The sequence below is a fragment of the Anatilimnocola floriformis genome (genome assembly GCF_024256385.1).
GTDB lineage: Bacteria > Planctomycetota > Planctomycetia > Pirellulales > Pirellulaceae > Anatilimnocola > Anatilimnocola floriformis.
Genome location: NZ_JAMLFW010000001.1, coordinates 6,018,744 through 6,040,792, shown reverse-complemented (window position 1 = coordinate 6,040,792; position 22,049 = coordinate 6,018,744). Strand labels below are relative to the sequence as shown.

15 protein-coding genes and 1 tRNA gene are annotated in these 22,049 nt (G+C 58.8%); 7 read left to right on the top strand and 9 right to left on the bottom strand.

Annotation, left to right across the window (positions count from 1 at the left end; translation table 11 throughout):
• Positions 1-217: 217 nt before the first annotated feature.
• Positions 218-2,632, top strand: coding sequence for an ATP-binding protein (locus M9Q49_RS23990; RefSeq protein ID WP_254511543.1), 2,415 nt, complete (start codon positions 218-220; stop codon positions 2,630-2,632).
• On the opposite strand, the gene M9Q49_RS23985 is transcribed toward M9Q49_RS23990, so the two are convergent.
• The 3 genes from M9Q49_RS23985 to M9Q49_RS23975 all read right to left on the bottom strand — a co-directional run bounded on the left by M9Q49_RS23985 (position 2,629) and on the right by M9Q49_RS23975 (position 5,830).
• Positions 2,629-3,945, bottom strand: a complete 1,317-nt coding sequence (locus M9Q49_RS23985) for a Gfo/Idh/MocA family protein (protein ID WP_254511541.1) — start codon at positions 3,943-3,945, stop codon at positions 2,629-2,631. The two genes, M9Q49_RS23990 and M9Q49_RS23985, sit on opposite strands and share 4 nt — an antisense overlap.
• Positions 3,946-4,054: 109 nt before the next feature.
• Positions 4,055-4,726, bottom strand: coding sequence for a type 1 glutamine amidotransferase domain-containing protein (locus M9Q49_RS23980; protein WP_254511540.1), 672 nt, complete (start codon positions 4,724-4,726; stop codon positions 4,055-4,057).
• Positions 4,727-4,774: 48 nt separating this feature from the next.
• Positions 4,775-5,830, bottom strand: a complete 1,056-nt coding sequence (locus tag M9Q49_RS23975; RefSeq protein ID WP_254511538.1) for an NAD(P)-dependent alcohol dehydrogenase — start codon at positions 5,828-5,830, stop codon at positions 4,775-4,777.
• A 265-nt stretch (positions 5,831-6,095) separates the two neighbouring features.
• On the opposite strand from M9Q49_RS23975, the gene M9Q49_RS23970 reads away from it, so the two are divergent.
• A complete protein-coding gene (locus M9Q49_RS23970) occupies positions 6,096-6,713 on the top strand; it encodes an RNA polymerase sigma factor (protein WP_254511536.1) in 618 nt (205 codons plus the stop codon).
• A gap of 14 nt (positions 6,714-6,727) precedes the next feature.
• Complete coding sequence (locus M9Q49_RS23965) at positions 6,728-10,060, top strand: serine/threonine-protein kinase (protein ID WP_254511534.1); 3,333 nt, start codon at positions 6,728-6,730, stop codon at positions 10,058-10,060.
• A gap of 41 nt (positions 10,061-10,101) precedes the next feature.
• On the opposite strand, the gene M9Q49_RS23960 is transcribed toward M9Q49_RS23965, so the two are convergent.
• Positions 10,102-11,022: a LysR family transcriptional regulator gene (locus tag M9Q49_RS23960; protein WP_254511532.1), complete on the bottom strand. Its 921-nt coding sequence runs from the start codon at positions 11,020-11,022 to the stop codon at positions 10,102-10,104.
• A 135-nt stretch (positions 11,023-11,157) separates the two neighbouring features.
• On the opposite strand from M9Q49_RS23960, the gene metE reads away from it, so the two are divergent.
• Together metE and metF are read left to right on the top strand one after the other, a co-directional pair.
• Positions 11,158-13,434, top strand: a complete 2,277-nt coding sequence (metE, locus tag M9Q49_RS23955) for a 5-methyltetrahydropteroyltriglutamate--homocysteine S-methyltransferase (protein ID WP_254511530.1) — start codon at positions 11,158-11,160, stop codon at positions 13,432-13,434.
• A gap of 1 nt (position 13,435) precedes the next feature.
• Entirely contained in the window at positions 13,436-14,320 is an 885-nt protein-coding gene (gene metF / locus M9Q49_RS23950; protein WP_254511528.1) for a methylenetetrahydrofolate reductase [NAD(P)H], read from the top strand.
• A 23-nt stretch (positions 14,321-14,343) separates the two neighbouring features.
• Here the strand turns inward: metF and M9Q49_RS23945 are convergent.
• The 5 genes from M9Q49_RS23945 to M9Q49_RS23925 all read right to left on the bottom strand — a co-directional run bounded on the left by M9Q49_RS23945 (position 14,344) and on the right by M9Q49_RS23925 (position 19,632).
• Positions 14,344-14,430, bottom strand: a tRNA-Ser gene (locus M9Q49_RS23945).
• A 118-nt stretch (positions 14,431-14,548) separates the two neighbouring features.
• Positions 14,549-14,848, bottom strand: coding sequence for a hypothetical protein (locus M9Q49_RS23940; protein WP_254511526.1), 300 nt, complete (start codon positions 14,846-14,848; stop codon positions 14,549-14,551).
• Positions 14,849-14,952: 104 nt separating this feature from the next.
• Positions 14,953-16,098, bottom strand: coding sequence for a hypothetical protein (locus M9Q49_RS23935; RefSeq protein ID WP_254511524.1), 1,146 nt, complete (start codon positions 16,096-16,098; stop codon positions 14,953-14,955).
• Positions 16,098-18,935, bottom strand: coding sequence for a serine/threonine-protein kinase (locus M9Q49_RS23930; RefSeq protein WP_254511522.1), 2,838 nt, complete (start codon positions 18,933-18,935; stop codon positions 16,098-16,100). The genes M9Q49_RS23935 and M9Q49_RS23930 overlap by 1 nt, the downstream gene beginning before the upstream one ends.
• Position 18,936: 1 nt before the next feature.
• Positions 18,937-19,632 carry a sigma-70 family RNA polymerase sigma factor gene (locus M9Q49_RS23925; RefSeq protein WP_254511521.1) on the bottom strand — a complete coding sequence of 232 codons (696 nt, stop codon included), beginning with the start codon at positions 19,630-19,632 and terminating at the stop codon, positions 18,937-18,939.
• A gap of 525 nt (positions 19,633-20,157) precedes the next feature.
• On the opposite strand from M9Q49_RS23925, the gene M9Q49_RS23920 reads away from it, so the two are divergent.
• The gene (locus M9Q49_RS23920; RefSeq protein ID WP_254511520.1) at positions 20,158-21,663 is read left to right on the top strand and encodes a type VI secretion system contractile sheath domain-containing protein; all 1,506 of its coding nucleotides are present in this window, start codon (positions 20,158-20,160) and stop codon (positions 21,661-21,663) included.
• Between the two features lie 5 nt (positions 21,664-21,668).
• Positions 21,669-21,980 (top strand): EthD family reductase, encoded by a 312-nt coding sequence (locus M9Q49_RS23915; protein ID WP_254511519.1) that lies wholly within the window; start codon positions 21,669-21,671, stop codon positions 21,978-21,980.
• Positions 21,981-22,049: the final 69 nt, after the last annotated feature.

Sequence of the window (22,049 nt, the reverse complement as noted above, 5' to 3'; positions counted from 1 at the left end):
ACTACCTTCGGCGTGAATGGTCCGCACAGCTTGTCATTTTTGCGGCGCGGCGATGTCAAGCTCTGACGGCTGCCGAAAGAATAAGGATGATTCGCATTCCGCGACCCTGAATCCTCATGCGCAGTCCCGTCCTCTCCCGACGTCGAACCCGTGACCCGGCTGACATTGGCCGCGGCCCGTTCGTTGCCGTTGCGCAGCATGGAATGGGGGCAACGCGATGAATGACGCCACGCACGCCACCGCTCAATCTCGCCATCAGGCCCTCGCTGCCGAACTGCTGAGCATCCATCAACAGCAGGTCTACCACGAGACCGATCGGCTGTTTGCCTGGTTGCTCGTGGCTCAGTGGGTGTTTGGTTTTATGCTGGCCGTGTGGGTCGCACCGCTGACGTGGGCGGGACTCTCCAGCACGCTGCATCCGCACATTGGCGTGTCCATTCTGCTCGGCGGCGCGATCATCAGCGTGCCGGCCGCTTACGCGATCTTTCTCCCCGGCACGGCCCTTACGCGTCACTTGATTGCGGTCGGCCAGATGTTGATGTCGGCGCTCCTTGTGCATCTCTCAGGCGGCCGGATCGAAACGCACTTTCATGCGTTTGGTTCGCTGGCCTTGCTTGCGTTTTATCGCGATTGGAAAGTGCTAATCACGGCAACCACTGTTGCGGCCGGCGATCACTTAATTCGCGGCGTACTTTGGCCACAGTCGGTTTTTGGCGACTTTCATTTCAGCCTGGTGCGAGCGTTAGAGCACATCGGCTGGATGATTTTTGAGGATGTGTTTTTGATCTTGAACTGCGTGCGTTCCCGCCGTGAAATGTGGGAGGTCGCCACGCGGCAAGCCGAGCTGATCAATGTGCATACCGAGATCGAACAACTCGTCGAGATCCGCACGAGCGAGCTTGCAGAGAAGTCCGATTCGCTGGCCCGCAGCGAGGAACAACTCCGCCTACTGATCGGCGGCACGGATGTCATCCTCTGGGAATACGACGCCACGACCGATGCCTTCGTCTACGTTTCGCCCTGCGCGGTGAAGCTGGGTTACCCGCTCGAGGAATGGTATCAGCCTGGATTCTGGAAAAGAACGCTCCACCCGCATGATCGCGATCAGGCCGTGCAATACTGCCTTTCCGAGACGCAGGGGGGCCGAGACCATCGAATTCAGTACCGCATGTTTTCGGCAACGGGCGACATCGTGTGGGTCGATGATCTCGTGTCGGTGTCGAAGGACCCCAGCTCAACGAAGCTGCGCGGCGTGATGATCGATATCACCGATCGCAAGCTGATCGAAGAGCGGTTGCAGTTCTCGAATGAAGAGCTGACTCAGCGCACTCGCGATCTCGAAGCCGCCCACAGTTGCCTCGGCGCGCAAGCGGCAGCGCTACAGGAATCGGCGCAGGAAATGGAATCGCTCAAAGACGAAGCCGAACGGGCCAGCCGCGCGAAGAGCGAATTCCTGGCCAACATGAGCCACGAAATCCGCACGCCGATGACGGCGATCCTGGGCTACTCCGATTTGCTGCTGACCGAAGGTGATCTGACCAAGGCGCCGCCGCATCGCGTCGAAGCGTTGCAGACCATCCATCGCAACGGCGAGCACTTGCTCGGCTTGATCAACGACATTCTCGATCTTTCGAAGATCGAAGTCGGCAAGGTCGGAGTCGAAGCCATCGAATGCTCGCCGCTGCAGTTGATTACCGAAGTTGAATCGCTGATGCGGCTGCGGACGCAGGAAAAAAATCTAACGCTGCAAATCGAAGTCGCCGGCGTGCTGCCATCGACCGTGCAAACCGATCCGCTGCGTCTCAAGCAAATCCTGGTGAATCTGGTCGGCAATGCGATCAAGTTCACCGAGCAAGGCGGCGTGCGGATTGTCGCGAACTCGTCCCTCGCTACAGATGCCGCGGGGAAGCGAATCGCCGAACTCGTCTTCGACGTAATCGACACCGGCGCGGGAATGACTCCCCAAGAGATGAAAAAACTCTTCCGACCGTTCACGCAGGCCGACAACTCGACGACACGCAAGTTCGGTGGCACGGGGCTTGGTCTGACGATCAGCAAGCGACTGGCCCAGATGCTCGGTGGCGACGTGACAATCGTCAATTCGATTCCGGGTACGGGCACGACATTCCGCGTGATGGTGCGAGCGGCGGATCCAACACTCGAACCCGCGCCGCCTGAAGCACCGAATCTGCCGCGCGAATCTAAATCGACTCACGCTCCAACCAACGAGCAACCGCTACCTCCGGGGTGTCGCATCTTGCTCGCCGAAGATGGCCCTGATAATCAGCGGCTGATTTCCTTTATCTTGAAGAAGGCCGGCGCTACGGTCACGGTTGTCGACAACGGCCATATCGCCGTGCAAACTGCGCTGGCCGCCGTTATGGATCAGCGGCCTTTCGATTTGATCCTGATGGATATGCAGATGCCGGTGATGGATGGCTATGCGGCTGCCACGTACTTGCGGACGCGCAACTACGATGGGCCGATCATCGCACTTACCGCCCACGCCATGTCGGGGGATCGCGACAAGTGTCTGGCAGCCGGCTGCAATGATTACGCAACGAAGCCGCTCGATCGTTTGAAGTTGCTCGCTCAAATTGCAAATCTGCTGCGAGTCGCAGTGCCAGTCTAAAGCGTCCAGCCCTTCCGATACTCTTTGTGGAGCCATTTTGCCGCATCGGGGGCATTGGTGATTTTCAAGTTCGCTGAATCCCATTCGATCTTGCTGCCGTGACGAAACGCCACAGTGCCGAGCAGCACAGACTCGGTGAGCGAACCGGCGTAATCGAAGTTGGTTGTCGTCGGTCCGCCGTTGCGAATCGCATTGGTCCACTCGCGGTGATGGCCGATCGATTTCCGAATCGTCTGCTCAGGCCGTTTGAAATCGGCGAACTTATCCTCGGGGAACAAATAGTGATCGCCGTAGTTGGCGAGTAGCGAACCCTTGCTGCCGACAAACAGCACGCCGCTGTTCCAGGTCGCTGGCTTCACTTTGCTGTGCGTTAGTTCGGCGAGTTTTTCTTCCGGCTTTTTGCCGCTGTCGTACCAGGTCAACTTGCAGGCGGGGAATTTGCCGCGGGCCGGATACTCGTACTTTGCAATGCACCAACCGGGGCAACTCACGGGATCATAAGGGGTACCGGTCGCTTCGACCGATGTTGGCCCGCGCAGCTCGAGCGCCCAGTGCGGCAGGTCCATGTAATGGCAGCCGAAGTCGCCGAGCGAACCAGTGCCGTAATCCCAGAACTTCCGCCAATTGAACGGATGCACGCCATCGCTGTAGGGCCGTTCCTGAGCCGGCCCGAGCCACAAATTCCAATCGAGATTCGGCGGGCAAGGTTTATCGGTGGTGAACTTCGCGTCGGTATAAACTGCGTTCGCCCAGACGTGCACTTCGCCCACATCGCCGATGCTGCCGGTCTGCACCAGTTCGACGACACGGCGATAGTTGTCGCCAGCGTGAATCTGATTTCCCATCTGCGTGACGAGCTTATTCTCTTTCGCCAGGTTGGCCAGCGTACGGGCTTCGACCACGGTGTGCGTCAATGGTTTTTCGCAGTAGGTGTGCTTCTTCAACCGCAGGGCCATCGCGGCTGCTGGTGCATGCGTGTGATCGGGAGTGCCGACCACCACGGCATCGATCTTGTCTGCTTCCTTCTCGAGCATCTCGCGAAAGTCGCGATATTTATGGGCCTCGCTGAACTTCACCGCGGCCTTGTCGAGATTGCTGCTGTCGACATCGGCCATGCACACCAGGTTCTCGTACGACAATTCTTGCAAGTTTGCCCCGGCCCGACCGGTCACGCCGACGCCGGCTAGATTCAACTTCTCATTCGGCGACTTCGACTGCGCGGCCGGCGCGACATTCACCCAAGCGCCCAAAGCCAGCGCGCTCGACGCCGCGGCGGAAGCAGACAAAAACCGGCGACGAGACAAACGGGCCATGGCGAGCAAACTCCAAGCGGGCGCGAAAGGCGGGATTGAGTGCGTTCGCTGTTTTAACCCAGCTGAAGTTGCCGGTGCAAGAAGCCGCAGGCAAAGACGGCCGCTGCAATTACTTCCCTAAGAGGGCCACCATCTTTTCGCCCACACCCTGGGCCGACGCGGGGTTTTGGCCGGTCACCAGCTTGCCGTCGGCCAGACTGTTGGCCGACCAAGGCGCGGCTGCATGAAACTTTGCGCCTTGTTTGGTGAGCGCAGTTTGCAGTAAGAATGGGACGTCGGCCTTCGCGTAATTCTCTTCTTCCTCATCGGTGAAGGAAGTCATGTTCTTGCCGTTCACCAGATAAGAACCGTCGCTCAATTTCACATTCAGCAACGACACAGGGCCATGGCAGACTGCGCCGACGACGGCGCCTCGCTCCCAGGTTTCGGCAATGACTTTCTTGAGGAGCGGCGCCTCCGGCAAATCAGCCATCGGCGCCAATCCACCAGGCACAAAGATGGCGTCGTAGGCGCCAACATTCACATCGGCGAGCTTGCCGGCTTGATGCATCGCTGCCCAACCTTTGCCGGTCAAGAACGCCAGGTTCGCAGGATCGTCAGCCAAATTGAGAGCATCCAAAAAGGGCGATTCGCCGGTGAGGCTGACGAAATCGACTTGATACCCGGCCTTGGTGAATTCAGCGTACGGATGGGCCACCTCCGACAAAAAGGTGCCGGTTCGCCGCTTGCGAGGACCGATCGAACTCGCGTTGGAAACAATGATCAGAATTTTCTTGGACATTGGCGTCTGAGCTCCGTTGATTCATTTGTAGATGATTGGAATTGCACTCTAGAACTTCACGACTGCCCGGCCAATCACTTCTCCTGACCTCAGCAGTTCAAGGTATTCGTTGATCTGGTCGAATGTGATCGTTGTCACTATGTGGCGAATCTTGCCCTGGGCAGCGAGTGCCATGACTTCACTTAGATCGCTGTTGTTGCCCCAGAACGAGCCCTGAAATGTCTGTTCGCGCGAAACTCGCGGGAACAGCGGAATCTCGATCCGATCGCCGACCAAACCGACGTCGACATAATGACCGCTGATCGACAACAGGCTGAAGGCCAGCTGCATCATCTCTGGTGCGCCGGCACAATCGATGACCGCGTCCAGATCGCTCTGCCCCGTTAGATTGCGCAGTTCCTTGCCAACTTCGGCGGCGGACTTGTCCTTCACCGAAATCGTGTGATCGGCGCCATACTCCTGCGCGATGCGGAGCTTCTCGGCATTGCGAGCAAAGGCGACAACTGTGATGCCGCCGCCGAGCAGCTTTGCGTACTGCACAGCATATCCCCCCAGCCCGCCGATGCCGAACACTCCCAAGACTCGGCCCGGCGCGAGCGCACCGCCGTCGCGTAGTTTTTTGATCCCACGATAGGGCGTCACACCAGCATCGGTGAGCGGCGCGAGTTCTTCGAACTTGAGTCGACGCTCAACCTTAATCAGGTATCGCGCGGGAACGGCAATGTACTCGGCAAAGCCGCCAGCGGGCCCAAATCCGGGCCAGCGCACATTGGGACAAATGTGCGTATTGCCGACCAGGCAGTGCCGGCAAGTGCCATCGCCCCAACCGGGCGCGACAACCACATGGTCCCCCTCCGCCAGCCCCGACGCCTTGGGCACGAGGCCGCCCAGCTTATCCACGAGTCCCGTGATTTCATGCCCCGGAATGATGGGCGTAGGAATGTCGTTGTATCTGCGGAAGTATCCATCCACGAGTTGCACATCCGAACGGCACATCCCGCAAGCTTGCACGCGGACTAGCACTTCGTCGGGCTGAAAGTCAGGAGCTGGCACATCCTCGAGTACGAGGGGCTTGTTGTACTCCCTGATACGAGCGGCTTTCATGGCTTTTCTCCGTTCTCGATGAGCTGCCAATTGCTGAGTTCGACTCTTCGCACTAGCCAAGCGTGAGGGCTGGACACTTGCCGTAAATTTTCACGAATTCACGGACGTCTCGTCGAGTAAAAATGTGCTGGTCACGCAAAACGAGTGAGTTCGTCATTTGCTCTTCACGAAAATTTTTGAGTACATTGCAGCAATCCTCTCATCCAAGTACACGGCATTTTGATTCCGAGTTCTGATTCCGACATCGAAGTTCGGACATGCGACCATGACCGACGAGAATACCACCGCCGTTGTCGAGCGATACTTGGGAGAGTTGAAGGGAGAGACCCCTACCGAGCCGATCGTCCGTCAACTGCTCGACCGGGCAATACTGCGGCTGCAAAAGCTTTGCGCCACGTTACTGCACCGCGATTACCCACGGCTAACCCGCTCGCCTCTTCGTCTCCAAACCGATGAATTGCTGAGCGCGGTTGTCGAGCGGTTGCTGAAGGCGTTGCGAGAAGCCCGTCCGCGAACGGTTCGTGAGTTCTTCGCACTGGCCGGTCAGCACATGCGATGGGAACTAAATGACTTGGCCCGACGCTTGGATAATCAGCCGACGGCTATGGAGTTGCAGGAGGGGAAGATTCCCAATCCGGCTAGCAGCGACTGCGGCCTGTCGCCGGTTGGCCGTCGTTTGCTGGAGACGATCGATAACCTCCCACAAGACGAACGCGAGGCGTTTGACCTGGTCCGAATTCAAGGGCTTACCTATGGCGAGGCCGCCGAGTTGCTCGGTGTTTCTCCCAAGACAGTGCAACGGAGATTGGATCGAGGGCTCCGGCTACTGACGGAGCAATTGGGCGACCTCAATCCCGCTCACAGTGACAAGCGGTCGCCATAACGTGGAATGTTGAAATGCCCGATGATGCGCGCGTGCAAGCGCTGCTCGACGAATTGTCCGATCACGATTCCAACCCGGAGGAAGTCTGCGCGCGTTGCCCCGAACTTCTGCCCGTCGTCCGCGCGCGCTGGCGGCAGATCTGTCTGGCTCGCGCGGAACTCGACGCGCTGTTGCCCGTCCCGACGAACGAGAAATACGCGAGGCAGTTGCCCGACGAATTGCCGCAGGTGCCGGGTTATGAAGTCGACGCGGTGCTCGGACAAGGTGGAATGGGAATTGTCTTTCGCGCTCGGCACGTGAAGCTCTCTCGCTTGGTTGCCTTAAAAATGACGCTCGCCGGTTCGTATGCAAGCGAGCATGAGCGAGAACGGTTTCGTCGTGAGTCGGAAGCAGTTGCCGCTCTGCGACATCCGAACGTCGTGCAGATCTACGACGTGGGTGACTTAACGGGTCGTGCCTACTTCACGATGGAATTGATCGAAGGGGGGAGTCTGGCGCAGCGAACCGCGGCGGTACCGAAGTCGCCGCGCGAAGCTGCCGCGTTGGTGGCGACTCTCGCGGAAGCTGTTCACGCGGCGCACCAGGGCGGGATCGTTCACCGCGACCTCAAGCCGGCCAACATCCTGTTCACGCCCGAAGGCACTCCTAAGATCACCGATTTCGGCTTGGCTCGACGTTTGGAAGGTGGCGTTGAACTCACGCTCAGCGGTGTTCCTCTCGGCACGCCCAGTTACATGGCTCCTGAGCAGGCCCGCGGTCAATCGCGCGATATCGGACCTGCCGCCGACATCTATGCGCTCGGCGCGATTCTGTATGAACTGCTGACGGGCCGGCCACCATTTCACGGAGCAACGCAAGCGGAAACGCTCGTGCAGGTGATCCAGCAGGAGCCTGTTCCGCCAGCGCGATTGAATCGCAAAGTGCCGCGCGATCTGCAGACCATTTGTCTGATGTGTCTGCAGAAAGAGCCGCAACATCGCTATGTCACCGCCGCAGCACTGGCAGACGATTTGCACCGCTATCTGCTGGGTGAAGCCATCGCGGCCCGCCCAGAAGTTGCCATCGCCCGGTGGATTCGACAAATCTGCCGCCAACCTATTCTGGCAACCGCAGTGGCAATCGCGGCGCTCTCGACGTTGGCCTTCGCTGGCGGCGGCCTGTGGCTTCTCTCAGACCGATCAGCAAAGGCCCAGGCCGCGCACGAAGATGTACGCGATATGGTTCGCTATTTGAAAAGCTCTGCCTGGCCAGACGCCAGCGCCGCGCGCGATCGTGCGAATGGGCGTCTGGGAAGCAGCACGCCGGTGGAACTGCGCCAACTCATTGACCAAGGTACGCGCGATCTCGACTTGGCTGCGCGTCTTGATGTCTTTCACTTGAAAGGCGTCGAAGCCATTGTCGGCGGCATCGCCTTTGAGAATTACGACAAGGATTTCGTCGAAGCACTGCGCGCCGCGCAGATTGGCACCGTTGGCGACAACCCGGAGATCGTCGCGCAGAAGATCCGCCAATCTGCCATTCGTGAGGCGCTGATCGCCGCGCTCGATTGGTACGCGGTCGTTACTCAAAACATGAGTTCCGAACGCACCATCTGGATGTTGGATGTTGCTCGCAGAGCCGATCCCGACCAATCGAGTTGGCGATTGAGGGCGCGCGATCCAGCCGTTTTGAAAGATTGGGACGCACTCAAGGAACTGATTGACTCGCGGCCGCAGAGTGATCCTGCGCTCATGCCAATGGTTACTCTCGAAATGTATTTGAGCAACCAGCATTCCCCCGCAGCCGAACGCATGGCAATTCTAAAGCGTCGCTATCAGCTTCATCCGGACGATTTTTGGCTCAACTTGCGGCTCGGCGGGTTCCACCGCTTGAACAAAGTGCCTGGCGAGGGCCTGGGTTATGTGCAGACGGCAGTGGCGCTTCGGCCTGAGTCGGCGCTGGCTCGCAATCTATTTGGCAACGCACTGCTCGAAGTTGGTCGTCGTGAAGAAGCCGCCGAGCAATGTCGCCGCGCGACGGAGCTCGATCCTTCCGTCGAGATTTACAATCTGAATTACGCCCGGCGTCTCGTTGATTTGCATCGCCCTGAGGCTGCCGCTGAGCATCTTCGCGGTGTCATTCAAAGCCACCCAGATTTTGTATTGGCCCAAAAGGAGCTCGGAACGATTCTGGAGCGCCAAGGAAACGATACCGCGGCACTCGTCTCATTGCGGAAGGCCGTTGAACTGGAACCCCTTCGCTTGGAATCACAAAAGGCGCTGCGGGAGTATTACGTGAAACGTGGCAGGCTGGAAGAAGCACAAGCCGCATGGCAGGCCGCCCTGGCTCATTCTCCGACGCAGTACAACGCCTGGTATGGCTACGCCGAACTCTCTCTCTTCCTCGGCAAGGAAGAAGAGTATCGGCAAGCCCGCCGTGAAATGCTGCGAAAATACGGCGCGACTACAGATGCACGCTTTGCCGAGCAGGTTAGTCGCATGACGTTGCTGACACCCGTGCAGGGTAAAGAGTTGGCGACCGCGGTCTCACTGGCCGAATGTGCGCTCGCTTCACCGACTGCCAAGACGGGTGGCTTTAATTCCTACTACCTCTTTGCGCGCGGCCTCGCCGAATTTCGACAGGGCAAATTCGACCAGGCGATTGCCACGATGAAGGGAGATGCCTCCCGTGTGCTCGGCCCTGCACCGCGGTTGGTGCTCGCAATGGCGCTATACCAACGCGGACAGGAACAAGAATCGCGCCGCACTCTGGCCGCAGCGGTGACCTCTTACGATTGGCGTTTGAATCATTGCAAACACCAGGACGCGTGGATTTATCAGGTGCTCCGCCGTGAAGCAGAGCAGATGATCTTGCTGAATTACTCAGGGTTCATGGCAGGAACCTATCGCCCGCAAGACAACGACGAACGACTCGCGCTGATCGGCATTTGCCAATTCACCGAACGGAATGCAGCACTGGCGCGAATTTACGATGAAGCCTTCACCGCCGACTCAAACTTGCTGGAAACAGACCATCGCTACGCCGCAGCACGGGCCGCGGCCTGTGCGGGTTGCGGGCGAGGTTCCGATGTTGCCGACCTGGAACATCTGCAACGGGCGAATTGGCGCGGGCAAGCCCTCGAATGGCTTCGCCAGGAACTCGCTGCCTGTCGCCAATCGCTCGACAGCAGCAACGAACAGGCTCGCTCAAAAACACTGCAGCGGTTGCAGCAATGGCAAACCGAGGATGACTTGGCCGGGCTTCGCGAAGCGAGCGAGTTAACGAAGTTGCCGCCCAGCGAGCAAAAACTCTGCCAGGAGTTATGGGCTGAGGTCAGCACGCTGCTTAACTCGAAAGCCAAGCCTTGAGCAACTCTGGCGGCGCACCCCAACGGCCGCGGGCCGGCAAATTAGCATGTTTCCGGCTTCACCTTCTTGATCGCCTTGCTGGAACGCGCGATCTCGATGAAGGCCTTCAGGTAATCGACCTCCAAGTCTTTCTTGCGCAGGCCAAGAAAAATCTGTTTGTCGATTCCCTTCTCGCCGAGTCGAATCGGGAGGATCTGGAAGCGGTCCTGTTGCTCTTGCACCAACCAACGCGGCAGTGCAGCGACACCTCGGCCGCTGGCAACCATTTGCAGCATGATGTCGGTGGTTTCGATCAACTTGTGTTTTTTGGGGATGACACCCGCTGGCGTCAGGAAGCGGTTGAAGATGTCGAGCCGATCGGTCGAAACCGGATACGTGATCAGTATTTGATCTGACAACTGTTCGGGGCGAATGAACTTCGCTTTGCGGTAAGGGTGATCACTGCCGACCACCAGTACCTGTTCGTAGTCGAAGACTGGTTCAAAGATCAGCTCGGGCTTTTTCAGCGGGTCGGGCGTCACTAGCACATCAATGTCGTGCCCAATCAGGGCTTCGATCCCACCAAACTGGAATTTTTGAATTACATCGAGATCTACGCGCGGCCAGGCCTCCAGAAACGGCGCGGCGATTTTCAGCAGCCATTGGTAACAGGGATGGCATTCCATGCCGATCCGCATGGTGCCGCGCTCGCCTTGGGCAAATTGCTGCAGTTGCAATTCCGCGCGTTCCAACTGCGGAAGCAAGCGATTCGCAACGGCGGCCAGATATTCTCCTGCCTGCGTCAATCGCAACGAGCGACCTTCGCGGGTCCAGATCTTGAGTCCGAGAGTGTCCTCCAACTTGTGAATCGAGTGACTGAGCGCGGGTTGCGTGAGAAACAGCGACTCCGCAGCGGCAGTCAATGAACCAAGCTGGTTGATGGCCCGGATGATTTCCAAGTGCGTGCGTTCGATCGCGGCCATTTCGCGCTCCGGTTAATCAATGAACAGATTTCATGTACTCGTGAAATATTATCATTTCCGCTCATAGCCGTGAATCGCTAACCTTGACGCGAAATCGCCCCGTTGAATCAATCCGCTTCGGATACGAGAGAGAACATGGTCAAAGCACATAACTTGGGATTCCCCCGCATCGGCCCTGATCGAGAGTTGAAGTTTGCCCAGGAAGAATACTGGAAGGGCAAATCATCACTGGATGCACTCAAGTCGGTCGGCGCCGACTTGCGAAAGCAGAATTCCCAGGCACAGGCTTGTCTCGACTACGTGCCGGTCGGCGACTTCTCCTTCTATGACCAGATGCTCGATATGAGCTTCACGCTCGGCAATCTTCCCGAGCGAGTCCGCGATTTCAATGACGACAAGCTCGACAACTTCTTCCGCGTCGCCCGCGGCCGATCGGCCCCGACTGCTGCCGGCGAAGTTGCGGCAGGCGAGATGACCAAGTGGTTCGACACGAACTACCACTACATCGTGCCTGAGTTCCAAGCGAACACTACTTTTAGCCTGGATTCTTCGCGGTTGATTGAACAGATCCGTGAAGCCAAGGCCCAAGGTGTGAACGTCAAGCCGGTCGTCATCGGCCCCGTCACTTACCTGGCCTTGGGTAAGGCGAAGGACGATTCGCACAAGTTGACGCTGCTGTCCAAGCTGTTGCCGGTCTATCAGCAATTGTTGGCAGCGATCGCTGCTGAGGGTGCCGAATGGGTGCAGATCGACGAAGCGATCTTAGTGACGGAACTCGCTGCCGAATGGAAAGTGGCGTTCGAAACTGCCTATCAAACGCTGGCGAAGTCGCCAGTCAAGTTGTTGCTGACGACCTACTTCGGCCAGTTGCAAGACAATCTGGCGCTCGTCGCGAAGCTGCCAGTGGCCGGCGTGCATCTCGACACAGTCAACGCTCGCAATGAAGTCGAAACGCTGATCAAAAACCTGCCAGGTGATCGCATCGTCTCGCTGGGAGTCATCAACGGTCGCAACATCTGGAAGGCTGACCTCAACGGCACGCTTGATTGGCTCGAACCGATTGCCAAGCAATTGGGCGATCGGTTGTGGATTGCTCCGTCGTGCTCGTTGTTGCACGTACCGGTGGATCTCGACAGCGAGCGGAAACTCAACGGCGAGATCAAAAACTGGTTAGCGTTTGCCAAGCAGAAATTGGAAGAAATCCGCGTCCTCAAAGCGGCTTTGGTGAGTGGCCGTAGCGCGGTGAAGGTTGAGCTCGACGCCAACGCCGCGGCAATTGCATCACGTCGCAACTCGCCGCGGGTCAACAATCCGACTGTTAAAGACGCGCTGGCAAAGCTCAATGCTCAACTCGGCAATCGTAAAAACGGCTACGCCCAGCGAGCCAAAACGCAAGCTGACATCCTGAAGCTGCCGAAGTATCCCACCACCACGATCGGTTCGTTTCCGCAAACTGCGGAAATCCGTCGGGCGCGGAACCAATTCAAAGCCGGCAAGATCGACGACGCGGCCTATCGTACCGCGATGCAAAACGAGATTGCCCGCTGCGTGAAGGAGCAGGAGTCGCTGGGGCTCGACGTGTTCGTCCACGGCGAAGCCGAGCGGAACGACATGGTCGAATACTTCGGCGAGCAACTCGACGGCTTCACCTTCAGCGAATTTGGCTGGGTACAGTCGTACGGTTCGCGCTGCGTAAAGCCGCCGATATTGTTCGGAGACATTAGCCGTCCGAAGGCGATGACTGTGGAATGGACTGCGTACGCTCAGTCGCTCACCAACAAGCCGATGAAGGGAATGCTCACGGGCCCAGTGACGATTTTGAACTGGTCATTTGTTCGCGACGATCAGCCTCGCTCGACTTCGTGCAAGCAGATTGCCTTGGCGATTCGCGAAGAGGTGCTGGATCTGGAAAAGGCTGGTGTCCGGATCATTCAAATCGACGAGGCAGCCCTTCGCGAGGGCCTTCCGCTGCGACGATCGCAATGGCAAGAGTATCTCGATTGGTCGGTGTTGTCGTTCCGCATCGCCGCCAACGGTGTTGCCGACAAGACGCAGATCCACACTCACATGTGCTATTCGGAGTTCAACGACATCATCGAAGCCATCGCTCAGATGGATGCTGATGCAATCACGATCGAAACGTCGCGTTCCGATATGGAATTGCTCGAAGTGTTCGAGAACTTCAAGTATCCGAACGAAATCGGGCCCGGCGTTTACGACATCCATTCGCCGAACATTCCCACCGAAGAGCACATCATCAAGTTGATGCGCAAAGCGGGCGAACGTATTCCAGCCGAGCGATTGTGGGTGAATCCCGATTGCGGCTTGAAGACGCGTCAGTGGGAAGAAGTAATCCCTGCGCTGACCAACATGGTTTCTGCCGCCAAGAAGTTGCGTGCGGCAGGAGTTTGACGTGAACTTGCGTGAACACTATCGCGACGGACGTTTCGGGCTGTCATTCGAGATTTTTCCACCGAAGTCTGCGGAGGGAGAACAATCCCTGCGCAGCGCGATCGGTGAGTTAGCTCGCTGGCAACCAGCGTTCATCTCTTGCACGTACGGCGCTGTCGGCTCGACGAACCAGCGCACGTTGGATTGGTGCCGCGTCATCCAGCAGGAAGCATCGTTGCCAGCCGTTGCGCACCTCACTTGCCTGGAAAGCACGACCGCTGGATTGTGCGACTGGCTACATAACAGCAACCAATCCGGCGTAGTAAATTTCATGGCGCTCCGCGGCGATCGACCGAAGGTTCGCTCTGCGCGCCCTGGCGATTTCGAATTTGCTTACCAACTGGTCGAGCTCATCCGTTCCAAAATTCCCACTGCGGGAATCGGCGTCGCTGGCTATCCCGAGAAACATCCTGAAGCCGCAGACGAACCCACCGACTTGCAGCACACAGCGCGCAAGGTGCGCGCTGGGGCAGATGCGATCTACACGCAACTGTTCTTCGACAACCAGCGATTCCTGCGGTACCGCGACTCGCTGGCGGTTCTGGGAGTCGAGGTGCCGATCGTGCCAGGTCTGATGCCGATCACCGAATATGATCGCGTCGCACACATTGCCAACTTATGTGGCACCTTTGTTCCGCAGGAACTGGCCGACAGTTTGGAGCGTGTCAAACACGATCGCTCAGCCCAGTACGCCGTGGGCCTGGAGTACTCGGTTCGCCAAACCGAAGAATTGCTGCGCGAGGGAGTACCGGGAATTCATTTCTACACCCTCAATAAAGCCGGAGCGTGTCTGGAATTGCTGGAGCAAGTTCGATCGCTGATTCCACAGCGAGGGGATAAGCCGTAAGCGCGGCCCACCAAAGGATGCAGCGGATGGAGAGGGATTCGAACCCCCGGTACCCTCACGGATACGGCAGTTTTCAAGACTGCTGCCTTAAACCACTCGGCCATCCATCCAGAATCAATGACGCGCCAGTCGAGTATTGGTTCGCCGAGCTAATTCTAGCACGAACGGCGGCGCGACCAAGCGGCGGATGAGTACGGCAGTTTTTAAGACTGCTGCCCTAAATCCTGACTAAGCCGAATCGGCTTGGACCAGGCGCGGTTGCCAGGCGGGGGTCGAGAGTTGGCCGAAGGTCTTGGGCAGGCGGGACATGCCGTTGCCGTTGGCTTGGCCGAGAGAATTCTTGAGCTGGGCGACTTGGCCGGGCTCCATTTGCACCTTCGACTGCGTGAACCAGCCCAGACCTTCGCCGTACGACTGCTGACGCAGTTCCAGGCGGCTCCCTTCGGCAGATTGCACGAGCACGACGACCAGACGTTCCTTGTCCGAGAGCGCAGGAATAGCGCTCAAAATCGTTTCAGTGGTTTGCATGGGAAACCGAAGGTGGGATTGTGCGGCAGGCAGGAGAGGTCTTGTTGATTTTGAGATCCAGTCTCAGCTCTTCTTCATTCTAAGAATCCGCACCATCGTGTCAATCAGATTTCCGGAAAAGGGGCTACTTTTGCTCGCCGCCGGCCGGTGCCCGTGAACGCCACCAGTTTGTCCCAGATCTGCCGGGCTTGGGTTTTCAGCAGGTCGGAGTGCCGTTTCGGGAGCAATTGCAGCACAAAGCCGAAAGCGACCAGGCCGAGGGTTAGCGACCAGACCGAACTGCGTTGCTCGTCGGCTGCGGTCAGCGGCTCAAAGCCGCAGCCCGACATGCCAACTTCGGCAGCACCGGGTGCAGCAGTTTGCATTTCGTGGGCGGTGGCTTCGTTCGTCTTGGGGGCGACGGGGTTTAAGCCGTCGACCACGGGCACGAGCTCTTCTACCGGCGAACCGTCATGCGGCACGAACGAGACTTCCTCGGTCGTCAGCACTTCGAAGGCCTGATAACGGCCAGCCGAGCGATCCATGGGAACGGCGATTTCGAGCAGCGTGCGGACCGAGGCTTCGGTCGCGGGCGGGGCGGCGTCGAGTTCGTCGGCGATCTCGCTGATGGCGATGGCGACCGCAGCGGCATCGGGGTCGGCCGTGCGTTCGCGCTGGCGGATCAACTCGAACGGCTTTTCGGCTTCTTCGCTTCGCACGGTTTCGGTCACGCCGCCGACAGGGTACTTCAGCGCGGCGAGCATTTGCAGCACCGAGCGGACCTCGCGCGGCGAAGGATCATCGGAGGGATGCGCATCAAAGGTCAGATCCGAACCATCGCCCACATTGATCGGGTCCGTATCGGAGCCCGAGTCATCGTCGACCGGCAACAGCGGCTCGTTGCCTTGCTGTTGGTTTTGGGCATCCTGCTTAGTTCCCGCGTCACCCTTTGGCGGCGGAACCACGGGCGGATTGATCTCTTTAGAACTGCCCGGCAAGGGAATCATCCCGCCGTCTTCTGGATCCGGTTTGATGTCGACCTTCGGCGGAGCAACTTCGTTCGAGAGCGTACCTTGGTTGAGATAGCTGTTGGTGATGCCGAAATTCACGACTTCCGTCGACGTGAGCAGCGTACGTTCGCTGAACGGCGTGCTCGAAAGCATGCAGCGAGATTCGAGAAACTCGAATCGAGCGCGCGATGGATGGCTGTTGCGCGATGACTTCATGCGGCGCTTCCGTGCTGGCAGCAGTTGTTGAATGAATTTCAGCATCACTTAATCTCCAAGTCGATGCTTTGCTCGTCGCACTCGCTCGAAACGCTGTACTGCCGCGGTCCGCCGGCAGGGCTCGCATCTCGTTTGCTCTTCGAGGCCCGGGCTCGGGTTTGAGCGACTTCGGTTTGATACCGCTGCCGCACTTCACCGGCTGGCAACTCGTTGCAAATGGCCGCGAGATCTTCGGCGAGCCGTTGCAGCCTTGCCTGGTCGCGTGGCCACAGTTCGCGGCGAGCGATGGTCACAGCGGCCGCTTCGGCGGGGCGATCGAGGTGTCGCAGCACCGTGGCCTGGTTGTAGTAATGCTTGCTGAGCGACTCACGATATCGAGACACGGCGGGGGCTCGCGCGAAGGCGATCTTTTGCTGCGCGATTGCGGCGGCAAACGACTTTTCGGCTGGTTCCCACTGCTCGTTCTGCAGCTGAATGATCCCCAGGTTGTTGTAGATACCGCCGAGGCTGCTGCAGATATTTGGATCGCCAGGAAGGGCCGTCAAGAGTTCCAGCTGAATCTCGAGAGCGGCTTGGTAAGACTTTTCGGCCGCAACAAATGACTTCGCGCTCGCTTGCGTCATGCCCAGGTTATTGAACGAGGCCGCCAGATCACGCTGATAATTGTTGTTCAGCGGCGAGATGGTTGTGAGCCGTTCTTGAATCGTGATCGCATCGCGGAAGCACGTCTCAGCATCACGCCAGTTCGACATGCGGCCGTGAATCGCGCCCAGGTTATTGAAGCTGACGGCTAGTTCGCTTTGATAGTTCCGTCGGCCGGGCTGAGCCTTGATCAGGGCCACTTGCAGGCCGATCGCGCGTTCGACCCACTCCTTGGCCACAGCGGGCTGAGCGGGCAAGTAGAGCGAGCTCAAGTTGTTGTAAGTGCCGGCCAGGCTATTCAGATTGGCTTCGTTGTCGGGATCGACTTTGCGAATCGATTCCTGAATCTGAATCGCGACCTGATAATGTTCGACCGCGCGGACTTTGTCGTTCTTCTGGCTGAAGAGCAGCCCCAAGTTGACTTGCGCCGTTGCCAGTTCCGGACGAACCTCGCCAGCGAGAGTCGCATTGGTCACCAGCTTGGTTTGCGCGGCGGCGGCCCGTTGCAGTTGTTTTTCGGCGGAGTATAAATCGCCACGCTTCTGCAGGACTTCGCCCAGGTTGTTATCGCAGAGCGCCAAGCTGCGCAGATGTTGCAGATCGCGCGGCCGTGATTTGACCAGTCGCTCATAAATGCTCTGAGCATCGCGATAGGCTTGCTCGGCTTCTTCCAGAGAACCGATTTGCTCCGACAGGTTGCCGATCTTGCTGTAGGTGAGCGCGAGATCGGCCTGCAGCGAAGGATCGTTCGCGGCTTCGCGGGCGAAGTCGCGATAATAAGGAAGCATCTTGGCGAGCAGCTTGCGGCGGATTCCTTCCGAGCCCGGCACGTCGTTGGCCAGCATCTCGTTGACCTGCGCGCCGAAGGTATCGAGCATTTCGCGGGTCTGCCGGAAATTGGCTTCGGCGCGGCGGAAGTTCTTTTCCGACTCTTGATTGCTCTGCCGGGCGGCTTGCAGGGCGGCGCCCTTTTCGGCCCGTTCGCCGGCGATCATCACTAGGCTGAAGACCACGCCGACGAGCGCGAGCGACAGAGAAATGAGCGATGCCACCACCGTTTTGCGGTGACGGCGGGCCCATTTTTCGATGCGAGCGCTGAGCGGCAGCGGCCGAGCCAGGATCGGTTTGCCTTCGAGGAAGAGCTTTAGATCATCGGCTAGTTCGCGAGCGGTGGCGTAGCGCTCGTCGCGATCCTCGCTCATCGCTTTGAGAATGATGACTTCGAAATCGGTCGGGATTGCGCTGTTCCAAGCGCGCGGCCGTTGCCACTGAGCGCGTGTGTGCTCGATGGCAGTCTCGGCGTGAGCGGCACCTTCGCAGGGATGACGTAACGTGGCAAGTTCGTAAAGCGTGATACCCAGCGAATAGATGTCGGTGCGATGATCCACGAGCGCCGATTGGCCGAGGGCCTGTTCGGGACTCATGTAAGGCATGCTGCCGACGACGTAGCCGGTTTCGGTCAGCGCGTCGCTCGATTTGCAGCGGGCCACACCGAAGTCGGTAACCCAGACTTTGCCCTTTTCATCGAGCAGCAGGTTCGACGGTTTGATGTCGCGATGGACCACGCCGATTTCGTGAGCCGCGTCGAGTGCTTCGGCGGCTTGCACGCCCATGCGGGCGACGGCGGCGACGTGATCGAGCGTTTCAGCGGCGTTGGTCACGGCTGCTTCATCGCGCAGCTCGGCCACCATTTCGGCCAGCGACTGACCGGTGATCAGCTGCATGGCGAAGTAGTGCGTGATGTGTTCTTGTCCGATCGCAAACACCGGCACGATGTGCGGGTGATCGATCTGAGCAGCCGCTTGGGCTTCGTGCTTGAAGCGGGCAATCTGCTTTTCGTTGACCGATGCCGACAGCGGCAACAGCTTGACCGCGACGCGCCGACCGAGCGACATTTGCACTGCTTCGTAGACGATTCCCATGCCGCCGCGACCGATCTCGCGGAGTAGGCGGAAGTCGCCGAGGATCGTGCCATTGGCAGCACCGCCGAGAACCGGCAGTGGTGAAGCCGGCGGATCGAGCTCGCGTTGAAAGAGGGCCAGGCCGCTCAAATAACCACGCAGCCGATCGGCCATATCGGGATGGCGAGCGAGCAGCTCGGCGGGCTCGATGGCTTCGCCCCGTTCGAGGCCGACGAGATATTCGTCCAGGATTTTGGCCAGCCGCTCTCGTTCACCAGCGTCGATTTCGCTGGCGTGAGAGTCACTGGCGGCGCTTCCGTTCGCAGCTCTGGTTTTCATATCAGGAATCATCTGTTCGATCAGCCTTCCGGTAGACGGCTCGCAGTTTTTCGATCGCTCGCAACCACAACATGCGTGTGGCCCCGGGCGACCGGTCGAGCCGGGCAGCTACCTCTTCAAAAGCCAGCCCCTGAATATTTCTCAGGACAAGTACTTCGCGATAATGTTCGGGCAATTGGTTCAGCAATTCGGTCAGCAGCAGCGATTGCTCGCCCAGGCGAATGGCAGCACTGGGGGCCTCGGCTTTGCCGGGCGACGCTTCCGGCAGTGGTCCGGCAGCGGCTGTAAAGTTATCAAGCGAAACTTCGCGCCGAATGTCACGCTTCGCGGCGCGCACATGTTGTTCGACGAACCGGGCGAGGCTGTTAATAAGGATTTCGCGGAGCCAGCCGAGAAGCTCGCGCTCGGTCTCGCCGCGAAACTGGCCGAAGTGGCGATGGGCCCGCAGCATCACATCTTGGACGATGTCCGATGGGCTGACGCGCGGCCGCAATCTTTGTTGGAACTGAGCGGCCCCGAGCATCGTCAGATACGCACGGTACTGCGACAGCAGCTCACCGATGCTCTGCCGATCTCCCTGGCGGGCATTGTGCAGCAGGGCATTCAGCCGCGGATTGGCGGGCTCGGAATTCGTCTCCGAATTCCAAGAGGCAGATCCTGCTAGCGTGGGGGGCGACATCAGCGATTTGTCCTGCATGGCGGCACAAGAGCGTGAGGATTGTACCGACCGGGTCAAGCCGTCGGCGGATGAAAGTCTCCGGGCCGCAAACTCTATTTGAATTCGCAGTCCCGTATCCTCGCTAGATCGAAATATCCCCCTGCCGTCACGGATCGGCCAAAATAATTCCCCGCCGGCCAAAATGTCGGCCAGGGGTTGGGGTTATATATAACAGGTTATTGTGTTTTGAATTCGACGTAAGTCTTTTTGTGGTAATGCCTTGCTGAAATTTTTCGTGCTCGGGCTATAACCTTTTATAACCCTGCTCGTCGGAGGGGTGTTTGTCTTCGCAGGGCGGACCATTGGTCCGGCTGGAGCTGCGCATGCAGCGAACCCTACTCGGTACCCGCCACCGGCCGGACCAACGGTCCGGCCTACTTTTTCGTTTCTCAGCCGATCGCTGGCCGGCGTTGTTCCACTATAAATAGCGGGCGGCAGCACAGGGAGGGCGAGGCTCCCGCCGAGCCGTGGCGGTCGGAGTCCAATCGAAGCGATGAGGGCAACATGGGCAAATCATGGTCTTTGGGCGGTTCGCGGGTCGGCATGGAAGCGGCTGACGGCGCCGAGGAGATCGACGAGAAGCTGCCGCTCAAAATCGTCGTCCTCGGCGATTTCAGCGGCCGGGGGAGTCAGCGAAATGCCAAAGCCCGCGGCAGCGGCGCGATTCGGGCATTTGCCATCGACCGCGACAACTTCGAGCAAGTGCTGCAACATTTTAATGTCCGCCTCGACGGTGTGCCGGTCACGCCGAGCGGCGAACTGGGCTCGGTGCCGATCGATTCGCTCGACGACTTCCATCCCGATGCGCTGCTGCAGCGCGTCGCCTCGCTGCGAGCCCTGCGCGAGTTGCGGGGGCGATTGTCGAAGCGCGAGACCTTTGTCGCCGCAATGGAAGAAGCGAAGACGCTACTCGAGCCACCATCATCGCCATCTTCGTCTCCTCCAACGCTTGCGTTTCGCGACGAAGCGCAAGCGCCCGCTGCCACCAATTCGAATCCGAGCGAGGGCGGCAGTCTGCTCGATCAAATTCTCGACGCGAGCGAATCCGGAGAAGCTCCACCGCCGCGACGACTGAATGAAATCGAACGCTATGCCCAGGCAATGATGGCGCCTTATTCGATTCCCGCCGATGATCCGCGGCAGGATGCCTGGCTCGATACGGCCGACCAGGCCACTGCGTTTGCCCTTCAGCAACTGTTGCACTCGCGCCCGTTTCGTGAACTCGAAGCCCGCTGGCGGAGTCTCGATTGGTTGGTCCGGCGCGTCGATTCCGATGTGAACATCAAAGTCGCCGTGATTGATCTGAGCGAGCAAGAACTGCGCAATGATCTCAACGCGTCGAACCTCGCCGAGAGCGCGCTGTATGAGCTCTTTGTGCAACGGCCAAAGCTCAAGCAGGAGCCGGGTTGGAATGTGATCGTGCTCGATCAACGCCTGACCTCGTCGCTCGCCGACGTCGAAGTCCTCGGCAAGCTTAGTTTGATCGCTAACGATTGCCGGGCGCGCTTGCTGATCGGCTTGACCGACGATGCCGTCGGCTGCGTGGCCGGCGATAAACCGTTTCAGCCCGCAGAAATGCAACGGCCTTCCGAAACCTGGCTCTCCGTGCGCCGATTGCCCGATACCAAACAAACGTCGCTCCTCTGGCCCGGCTTTTTGTTGCGGCAGCCCTACGGCAGCAAAACGAGTCCGGTCGAATCACTCGAGCTCGAAGAACTCTCGGGCGTGCAGCCTGCGAACGCCATGCTCATCGGCAATGGCGCCTATCTCGCGGCGGCGCAGTTGATTCGCGAGCACGAGGAAGAGAGCGGCAGCGACTACACCGGTCTCCCGTGCGTGGTGCTTCCCGATGGCGGTGGCAAACAAATGGTTCCCGCGACCGGTTGGTGGTTGCGCGATACAGCCGTCGAACATCTGCAGCGCATCGGCGTGACGCCGGTCTTTGCCTTGCCGCACGCCGGCGCCCTGCGACTGTTTCCGCTCCGCAGCTTTCACATCACTGAGGAATAGCAACCATGATTCGCCTGCTCGTGCTGTACGGCCATCCGCGCGATCCCGCGCACTTCGACAAATATTATGAGGAAGCCCATATCCCTCTCGCCAAAAAGATGAAGGGCCTCAAGAAGTGGACGGTCGGCAAAGTCACCGGCACGCCCGATGGTACGCCGGGCCCTTACTACTATGTCGCCGATCTCTACATGGAGAGTCGCGCCGAGTTCGAGCAATTGCTCGCCTCACCCGAAGGCCAAGCCGCCGTGGCCGATGTGCCAAACTACGCGACCGGCGGCGTGACGTTTTTGTACACGGAAGTTGAAACGATCATCTAGGTAGCCCGACGCGTGAGCGAGGGTTTGGGCGCGAGGAGGTTAGGTTCATCAACGTGCGATAGCACAACG